We start from the raw sequence: 1,911 nt of genomic DNA on the forward strand, positions 1-1,911 counted from the left end.
ATCCTGCCCAGCTCAGCGGCGTCCTATCCAGTATCGGCGGGGCCCGGCCGGTCGCGGACGGTGGGCTACGGTGAGCGCATGCAGACCCTCGCCGTCGATCATCCTCTCGTCGCGCACAAGCTCACCACGCTGCGGGACGTCCGCACAGATTCCCCCACGTTCCGCCGTCTGGCCGACGAACTCGTCACCCTGCTCGCCTACGAGGCGACCCGAGACGTCCGGGTGTCGGACGCCACCGTCGACACCCCCCTCGTTCCGGCGCAGGGCGTCCAGCTGGCGAGCCCGAAGCCGCTCGTCGTCCCGATCCTGCGCGCCGGCCTCGGGATGCTGGACGGCATGACGCGGCTGCTGCCCACCGCCGAGGTCGGCTTCCTCGGAATGATCAGGGACGAGGGTACGCTCCAGGCCCAGACGTACGCGACGCGGCTGCCGGACGACCTGTCCGGGCGGCAGTGCTACGTCCTCGACCCGATGCTCGCGACCGGCGGGACGCTCGCCGCCGCCATCCGGCTGCTGTTCGACCGCGGCGCCGACGACGTCACCGCGATCTGCCTGCTCGCCGCCCCCGAGGGCCTGAAGCACCTGGAGCAGTCGTTCACCGGCACCGCGGCGCCCGTCCGGGTCGTGACGGCCGCGATCGACTCCCATCTCGACGAGCAGGGCTTCATCATGCCCGGCCTCGGGGACGCCGGAGACCGCCTCTACGGCGTCGTCTGACCGCCGCCCGCCCACCGCGGCCAGGAGCCGACGTCACGATCCGGATACCGGGCTGACCTGCGATGTTCGTTAGCGTTCGCCGAGGGTACGAAGGCGCTACGGAACGCCAGTGCGCGTTCCCCTCCGCCGCCCCGGCACAGGGGACCGTTACGGACCGGGCGGTGCGAGCGAGCTCGATCGAGGACATGAGATGGCTCACCAAGGGGACGGCGACCGGCCGCGCTACACGGCGATCGGTGATCGGCTCGCCGAGGAGTTCGACGGGGTCCACGCCGCCGACACGGTGGACAGGTGCGTCGCCGCCGCGCGGCACGGCGCTGAGGAGGTCACGGGGTCGGCGCCGGCCGATCTCGTCGAACGGATCGCGCGCAGGCACCTGGAGGTGCTCGCCACCGTCGACGCCGAGAAACGCCGCAAGGCGCGACGCTCATCGCTCGACAACGCGCCATAGGCCTTGCTTTGCCGGTCGTGCGCGCTGTGCGAAACTGAACCGGGGTCCGTGGGTCAACGCTCCGGGAGGCTACCGTGCCCGCCAAGAAGTACATGACGTGGGCTGCCGTGGCCTTCGTGGCGTTCTACGTGATCAAGCAGCCGGACGGTGCCGCCCAGTCGGTGGAGAGCGCCGCCACCGGCATCGCCTCCGCCGCCGGTTCCCTCGCCACCTTCGTCAACGCGCTCGCCTGAGGCCGCCATGAGGCTCGTAACCCCCGGAGACTCGGCACCGGCATCGGTGAACAAGTATCTCCTCCCGCACGAGAACCAGGTCATCACGGTGCGGCGGCATCCGGCCGTGCTGATGGTCCCGGTCGGCCTCGTCCTCGGCGGCCTGATCATCGCGGGCGTGCTGAGCAACACCCTCGCCAGCGACGCGGGGACGGTCATCAGCTGGATCTGGTGGGGCTGGCTGATCCTCCTCGCCTGGTTCGTGTGGCGGGTCGCGGAGTGGTCCGTCGACTACTTCGTCATCACCAACCAGCGCATGCTGCTGACGACCGGGCTGATCACCCGCAAGGTCGCGATGATGCCGCTGGCCAAGGTCACCGACATGAGCTTCAAGCGGACGATCGCGGGCCGGATGCTCGGCTACGGAGAGTTCATCCTGGAGTCCGCCGGACAGGACCAGGCCCTCACCAACGTCGACTACCTGCCCTACCCCGAGCAGCTCTACCTCGAAGTCTGCGAGATGATCTGCCC

General features: G+C 69.9%; 4 protein-coding genes. All 4 read left to right on the forward strand.

Features of this window, described 5'->3' with window-relative positions; all coding sequences use genetic code 11:
• The first annotated feature begins 78 nt into the window (after nucleotides 1–78).
• Nucleotides 79–717: a uracil phosphoribosyltransferase gene (gene upp, locus E1281_RS39405; protein WP_131884774.1), complete on the forward strand. Its 639-nt coding sequence runs from the start codon at nucleotides 79–81 to the stop codon at nucleotides 715–717.
• Between the two features lie 190 nt (nucleotides 718–907).
• Complete coding sequence (locus tag E1281_RS39410; RefSeq protein WP_131884775.1) at nucleotides 908–1,168, forward strand: hypothetical protein; 261 nt, start codon at nucleotides 908–910, stop codon at nucleotides 1,166–1,168.
• A 74-nt stretch (nucleotides 1,169–1,242) separates the two neighbouring features.
• Nucleotides 1,243–1,401 carry a hypothetical protein gene (locus tag E1281_RS41005; protein WP_165959322.1) on the forward strand — a complete coding sequence of 53 codons (159 nt, stop codon included), beginning with the start codon at nucleotides 1,243–1,245 and terminating at the stop codon, nucleotides 1,399–1,401.
• Nucleotides 1,402–1,408: 7 nt separating this feature from the next.
• On the forward strand, nucleotides 1,409–1,911 hold a 503-nt coding region (locus E1281_RS39415), incomplete at its 3' end, for a PH domain-containing protein (RefSeq protein ID WP_131884776.1).

The organism is Actinomadura sp. KC345 (assembly GCF_004348515.1).
GTDB lineage: Bacteria > Actinomycetota > Actinomycetes > Streptosporangiales > Streptosporangiaceae > Spirillospora.

What these genes read in the sequence shown, in the direction of transcription:
- upp (WP_131884774.1), top strand. Translation starts at nt 79, where the DNA reads ATGCAGACCCTCGCCGTCGATCATCCTCTCGTCGCGCACAAGCTCACC.
- E1281_RS39410 (WP_131884775.1), top strand. Translation starts at nt 908, where the DNA reads ATGGCTCACCAAGGGGACGGCGACCGGCCGCGCTACACGGCGATCGGT.